The following is a 6521-nucleotide window of genomic DNA, read 5'->3' on the forward strand; positions in this document are numbered from 1 at the left end:
TTCCCGAGAGCACCGACAAGGTCCTGTGGGCGTCGTCGCGTGAGGGCTCGGTCATCACGGTGACGGCCACGGCCGCGACCGGCTTCGTCTTCCCCGAGGGCACGAAGACGTCGTGGACGTTCGACGTGAACGACGCTCCCTGCGTGATCGAGCTCGTCGGTGAGCCGACGTTCACCGACGCCTGCGGTCCCGACAACGAGGAGCTCGTCGTTCCCGAGAGCACCGACACGATCGAGTGGAGCTCGGTCGAGACGGACGGCGTCATCACGGTGACGGCGACGGCGAAGCCCGGCTCGACGTTCGAGGGCGGCACCGCGGCCACCTGGTCGTACGTCATCAATGACGAGCCCTGCATCGTCGAGCTCGTCGGCGCCCCGACCTTCTCCGACGTCTGCGGTCCCGACAACGAGACCCTCGTGGTCCCCGAGGACACCGAGACGGTGGACTGGAGCCAGAGCGAGTCCGAGGGCGTCGTGACCGTCGTGGCCGCGCCGAAGCCCGGATTCGCGTTCGGCGGAGGCGTCGCCACCACGTGGGAGTTCGCCCTCGATGACGCGGACTGCATCGCCCCGACCCTCACTGGCTCGGTCGCGACCGGCGAGTGCGTCGCCGACGCTCCGTGGATCTTCTACGACATCCAGCTGACCGACCCCGACCAGCAGTCGACGAGCACCACCGCGTCGATCGTGCTGACCGACGGCGTCAACTCCGAGACCATCGAGCTCGGTGAACTGGTCGACGGCGCGCTCTCGGGCAAGCTGCTCTGGCCGGGCGCCTCGGTGGCCGCCGACGGTGTCACGCCGACCGGATGGCCGGGCTGGGAGCAGCTCGCCGATGGCACGTGGTACGAGTCCGACGGCAACTTCGCGTGGACCCGTGGCGACATCGACGCCACGATCGAGGTCAACCCCGACCTCGCGGTCGAGCTCAGCTACCCGCCCGCCACGCCCGACTGCGCCGACGGCCCGACCATCGTGCCGACCGATGGCGGCGACGGCGACGGAAGCGGCACGCCCGGGGGCGATGGCGAGTCGACGACCGCCTCCGGCGTCGGCCTCGCGAGCACCGGATTCGCCGGCACCACGATCGCGATCGTGGCGGGTCTCGTCGTCCTCGCAGGCGTCGCCTTCATGGTGATCGCCCGCGCACGTCGCAAGCGCGCGTAACGGCATCCGCTGAATGAGGAGGGGGTCCGGTTCGCCGGGCCCCCTCTTCGCGTCGGCGGAGCGCGGTCAGGAGGACGAGGGTCCGGGCACTGGGCTCCCGGCCGGCAGGGCGTCGCGTTCCGGCCGGCCGTCACCGTCAGTTCCGGTGGAGCACCGCGACGACCCGGTCGGCCGGCAACGGGCGTCCGAGCGCCTCGACCTCGTGCACGAGTGCGGTGAGCGCGGCGTTGACCGGGGCCGGGAGTCCGGCGACGGATGCCTCGCGCACGACCGCACCGTTCAGGAAGTCGATCTCGGTGGGCTGCCCGCGGCGCAGGCTCTGCTGGGTCGATCCGAGGTTGGGCCGGTCGCCCATGCGCCGTCGCATCGACCAGGGGAGCACCTGCCCCAGCCGCAGGGGAAGCCGGGCGAAGAGGCGCAGCCGGCGATCGTTCATACCCTGCAGGGCGCCGAAGCGGACTCCCTTGGCGATGCCGACGCGCACCGTCTCGCGCATGGAGGCCGTCACGACCACGCGCAGCGACGGCTCGTCGACCACCGACTGCACGCTGCGGCCGGTGATCGCCGGGACGGCGTTCAGCATGTTCACGACGAGCTTGGTCCACTGCGCGCCCCGGAACCCGGCGATCGCGATCACGGGCACCGCCTCGGAGAGCAGGCGCGCCGTGCGCACGCACTCCTCGTCGGCCGGCCCGTCGCCGCGGCCGAGGTAGCTGTCGGCCGTCGTCGTCACGCGCACGTGACCGGGCTCGGTGTAGTTCGCGGCGATGATCGAGAGCATGCCCATGCAGGAGGACCGCGGCAGCAGTCGGGAGGCGATCGCGACGCCGTCGAGGCCGTTCTGCACCACCACGACGGGCGTCCCGTCGACGGCGTCCCGATTGGCGGTGATGGCGGCCTCGGCATCCTGCGCCTTCGTGCAGACCAGCACGAGGTCGGCGCCTCCCGTGAGGCGCTCGGATGCCGTGACGCGCGCATGCACCTCGCCGTAGCCGCCGCTCAGGCGGATGCCGTCGGTCCGGATGGCCTCGAGGCCGCTGCCCCTGGCGGTGACCTCGACCTCGTGGCCGGCCCGGGTGAGCAGCGCCGCGAACGTCCCGCCGAGCGCACCAGCGCCGATGATGCCGATCTTCACCACTCAAGCGTAGGGGCGGCCGGCGCCGGCCCGTGCGGCCGCCGCCCGGCCGACTGTTAGCCTGTACCGCGTGAACAGCGGCATCCTCCTCGTCGACAAGCCGCAGGGGCTCACCAGCCACGACGTGGTCGCCCGGACCCGACGCCTCGCCGGCACGCGCAAGATCGGCCACGCCGGCACGCTCGATCCGATGGCCACCGGGCTCCTCGTCCTCGGCGTGAACTCCGCGACCCGCCTGCTGACCTATCTCGTCGGCCTCGACAAGGAGTACGTCGCGACGATCCGCCTCGGCGCCGCGACGACGACGGATGACGCGGAGGGCGAGCTCCTCGGCGCGGCATCCGCCGACCTGCTCGACGCCGTCGACGACGAGCGCATCGCCGCCGGCGTGCTGAAGCTCACCGGGGAGATCCAGCAGGTCCCGAGCACCGTCAGCGCGATCAAGGTCGACGGCAAGCGCGCGTACCAGCGCGTCCGCGACGGCGAGCAGGTCGAGCTCAAGAGTCGCGCGGTGACGATCTCGGCCTTCGAGGTCGTCGACCTGCGACGTGCGCCCACCGGTGGCGAAGACGGTGACGGCTTCATCGACCTCGACGTCCGCGTCGAGTGCTCATCGGGCACCTATATCCGGGCGCTCGCGCGCGACCTGGGCGTCGACCTGGGCGTCGGCGGCCACCTGACCGCACTGCGCCGCACCCGCATCGGCCGCTTCTCGGTGGCCGAGGCCGCCACCCTCGAGGACCTCGACGTCGCGTCGGCCCTCATCGGAGCCGCGGATGCCGCGGGGCGGGCCATGCCGGTGGTGCACCTCACCGCGCAGCAGGCGGTCGACCTCGGGCACGGCAAGCGCATCGACGCCGAGGCCGCCCCCGCGACCGGCCCGGGCGACCCGATCGCGGCCGTGGCGCCCGACGGTCGCCTCGTGGCGATCGTGGAGCGCCGTCGCGACGGGCTCAAGGTGGTCGCCGGCTTCCCGGCCGACGAGGCCGCCTCGTGATCGAGTGGTTCATGTGGCTCCAGCTCGCCGTCGCGATCGCGGCCGGGCTCCTGTGCATCGGGCTCGGATTCGCGGGCCGCGTGCCGAGCGACCTGTCCAACGGATCGCTCGCGCTGGTCGAGGTGCTGCTCATCGTTCAGACGGTCGTCGCGATCGCCGCGCCCGCGTTCGGCAACGTGCCCACCGGCAATGCGCTGGAGTTCGGCATCTACCTCTTCGCGGCCCTGCTCATCCCTCCCGCGGCCATCTTCTGGGCGCTGCTCGAACGAAGCCGTTGGAGCACGGTCGTGCTGGGCGTCGGCGCGCTGGCGGTCGCCGTGATGATCTACCGCATGTTCCAGATCTGGACCGTGCAACTCGGCTGAGCGAGGTCTGCGAGAATTGATCGACATGTCCGAATCGCTTGAGCAGCCCGCCGAGACCGCGGCCGAGAATCCCGAGAACCCCGCGACGACGGCGGCGGCCGCCGCGCAGCGCGACGCACCATCGGCCCCGCGCTCGCGCATGAGCGGCGTCGGCCGGGTCCTCGTCGCCGTGTACGCCGTGCTCGCGGTGGCCGCGACGGGGCGTTCGTTCTACCAGGTCGCGACCAAGTTCGACGAGGCCCCGGTTGCCTACGCCCTGTCGGGGCTCGCGGCGGTCGTCTACATCGTGGCGACGATCGCCCTCGTGCGCACCGGGCGGGCCTGGTACCGCGTCGCGTGGGCGACTCTCGCGTTCGAGCTCATGGGAGTGCTCCTGGTCGGCGTGCTCAGCGTCCTCGACCCCGAGCTCTTCCCCCACGACACGGTCTGGTCCTTCTTCGGTCGTGGCTACCTCTTCATCCCGCTCGTGCTTCCGGTGCTCGGCATGTGGTGGCTCGCGAAGCACCGCCCGGGCGATCGGGTCGACCAGCCCGGCATCGACGGCCGTTCGGCACAGGGAGCGGATGCCGCGTGAAGACGTTCAAGGGCCTCGCGGGCGTCCCCGCCGGCTTCGGCCCCAGCGTGGTGACCATCGGCAAGTTCGACGGCGTGCACCGGGGGCACCGGACCCTGATCGAGCGCATCCGGGCCATCGCCGACGAGCGCGGACTCACGACCGCGGTCGTGACCTTCGATCGCAACCCGCTCGCCCTGCTCGCGCCCGACAAGTGCCCCGACCCGCTGGTGAGCGTGCGTCAGAAGCTCGAGCTGCTCGCGACGACCGGGGTCGACGCCACGCTCATGCTGCCCTTCGACCGGGCGCTCGCCTCGGTGCCCGCGGCCGAGTTCGTCGAGCGGGTGCTCGTCGACGCGCTGCACGCCGAGGTCGTGCTCGTCGGCCGCGACTTCCGGTACGGCGCCCGTGGCGCGGGAGACGTCGACCTGCTCGTGGAGCTCGGCGAGCGGTTCGGCTTCAGCGTCGAGGTGGTCGACGACGTGCGGCCCGAGGGTGAGCGCCGCGCCTCGTCGACGTGGATCCGCGAGCTCCTCGCCGCCGGGGACGTGCGGCACGCGACGAACCTGCTGGGCCACACGCCGACCGTCTCGGGCATCGTCGTGCACGGGGCGAAGCGCGGACGCGAGCTCGGATTCCCCACGGCGAACCTCACGCCCGAGTCCGAGGGGCTCATCCCCGCCGACGGCGTGTACGCCGGGTGGCTGACCGATGCGGGCACGCGGTACCCGGCCGCCATCTCGGTGGGCGACAACCCGACGTTCGAGGGCGTGGCCGCGAAGCAGGTCGAGGCGTACGTGCTGGATCGCGACCTCGACCTCTACGACCACGTCGTCGACGTGGAGTTCGTCGAGCGCATCCGCGGCATGGTCGCGTTCACCTCGATCCCCGACCTCATCGAGACCATGCGCGACGACGTCGTGCGCGCCAGGGCGATCCTCGCCGCATAGACTCGATCGGTGAGCCGCGCCCCATCCCGTTCCCTGTGGGCCGGTCGAACCCTCGCCCTGATCGGCATCGTCCTGGTCGCGTTCAACCTGCGCACCGCGGTCGCCTCGCTGTCGCCGATCATGGGGCAGCTCGAGGCCGACATCCCGTTGAACCCGGCGCTGGTCGGCTTCCTCGGCATGCTCCCGCCGCTCTGCTTCGCGGTGTTCGGCATCGTGACTCCGCTCTTCGCGAAGCGGCTGGGCCTGGAGTGGACGCTCGTCATCGCGCTCGGCGCGCTCACCCTCGGCCTCCTGGGCCGCGGGCTCGCTTCCGACGTGCTCTGGCTGTTCGCCGCGAGCACGCTGACGTTCGCCGCGATCGGCGTCGGCAACGTGCTGCTGCCGCCGCTCGTGAAACGCTACTTCCCCGATCGCATCGGCCTCGTGACGACCATCTACGTGACGGCCATGTCGGTGAGCACCTTCGTTCCCCCGCTGATCGCCGTTCCCGTCGCGGATGCCGCGGGCTGGCGCGTCTCGCTGGGGGAGTGGGCGCTCATCGCGGCGCTCGCGATCGTGCCGTGGATCACGCTGCTGGCGCATCCGCGCCGTCAGGCGCCGGCCGTGCTGCCCGAGGAGGCGGAGCGGGGCCTGCTGCGCTACGCCGTGCGTTCGCCGCTCGCCTGGGCGGTCACCGTCGTCTTCACGGTGTCGGGCTTCAACGCCTACGCGCTCTTCGCCTGGCTCCCGGCGATGCTGCCCGACCTCGCCGGCGTCTCCCCGGCGCAGGCCGGCGCGCTGCTCTCGCTCTATGCGGCCATGGGCCTTCCTGCGGGCCTGCTCGTGCCGGTGCTGGCGGCGAGGTACGGGCGCGTGCGGCTGTTGGTCGGCATCTCGGTGTTCTCGATCGTGGCTGGCTACCTCGGCCTGCTGCTCGTGCCCTCGATCGCCACCTGGCTCTGGGTCGCGCTCGCGGGACTCGGCCCGGTGCTCTTCCCGCTCGCACTGGTGCTCATCAACCTCCGCACCCGCACGCATTCGGGCTCGGTCGCGCTCTCGGGGTTCGTGCAGTCGGTCGGGTATCTCGTCGTGGCCGTGGGTCCGCTGCTCGTCGGGCTCGTGCACGATGCCTCCGGCGGGTGGTTCTGGCCGCTCGTCATCCTGCTGGCGACCGCGGTTCCGGCCGCGATCGCGGGCGCCGTGGTGTCGAGGCCGCGGATGTTCGAGGACGAGCGCGCCGGGCGCTAGGTGTACTGACCCGGATCGTTGTTGACGTAGGAGAGACCTCCGGGGTCGAGTTGGAGCTGTCTAGTTCTTCAGCTCGAACGCACGGAGGTCTCTCTTGTCTCACGCTAATGCCCGGCTGACTCCGGCCG

Annotated in this window: 7 protein-coding genes; 6 read left to right on the top strand and 1 reads right to left on the bottom strand. The window is 71.6% G+C overall.

Annotated elements, in window-relative coordinates:
* Positions 1–1166: hypothetical protein (locus GQQ95_RS19585; RefSeq protein WP_246205203.1), on the top strand; the 1166-nt coding region annotated here is incomplete at its 5' end.
* Positions 1167–1302: 136 nt separating this feature from the next.
* Here GQQ95_RS19585 and GQQ95_RS05825 read toward each other — a convergent pair.
* Positions 1303–2301 (bottom strand): ketopantoate reductase family protein, encoded by a 999-nt coding sequence (locus GQQ95_RS05825; RefSeq protein WP_157426730.1) that lies wholly within the window; start codon positions 2299–2301, stop codon positions 1303–1305.
* Between the two features lie 61 nt (positions 2302–2362).
* Between GQQ95_RS05825 and truB the strand changes: the two genes are divergently transcribed.
* From truB to GQQ95_RS05850, 5 genes are all read left to right on the top strand, one after another.
* The gene (truB, locus tag GQQ95_RS05830) at positions 2363–3298 is read left to right on the top strand and encodes a tRNA pseudouridine(55) synthase TruB (RefSeq protein ID WP_157426731.1); all 936 of its coding nucleotides are present in this window, start codon (positions 2363–2365) and stop codon (positions 3296–3298) included.
* Positions 3295–3663, top strand: a complete 369-nt coding sequence (locus GQQ95_RS05835) for a hypothetical protein (RefSeq protein ID WP_157426732.1) — start codon at positions 3295–3297, stop codon at positions 3661–3663. Before truB ends, GQQ95_RS05835 begins: the two co-directional genes overlap by 4 nt.
* Before the next feature lie 139 nt (positions 3664–3802).
* Positions 3803–4237, top strand: a complete 435-nt coding sequence (locus GQQ95_RS05840) for a hypothetical protein (protein WP_157426735.1) — start codon at positions 3803–3805, stop codon at positions 4235–4237.
* Positions 4234–5166, top strand: coding sequence for a bifunctional riboflavin kinase/FAD synthetase (locus tag GQQ95_RS05845; protein ID WP_157426733.1), 933 nt, complete (start codon positions 4234–4236; stop codon positions 5164–5166). Before GQQ95_RS05840 ends, GQQ95_RS05845 begins: the two co-directional genes overlap by 4 nt.
* Before the next feature lie 9 nt (positions 5167–5175).
* Positions 5176–6393, top strand: coding sequence for an MFS transporter (locus GQQ95_RS05850; protein WP_157426734.1), 1218 nt, complete (start codon positions 5176–5178; stop codon positions 6391–6393).
* The last annotated feature ends 128 nt before the right edge of the window (positions 6394–6521 follow it).

This window comes from Agromyces salentinus (assembly GCF_009749395.1).
Classification (GTDB): Bacteria; Actinomycetota; Actinomycetes; order Actinomycetales; family Microbacteriaceae; genus Agromyces; species Agromyces salentinus.

Bases quoted from the DNA above. Each gene is read 5' to 3' on its own strand.
- GQQ95_RS05840 (WP_157426735.1), top strand. From the start codon at position 3,803: ATGAGCGGCGTCGGCCGGGTCCTCGTCGCCGTGTACGCCGTGCTCGCG.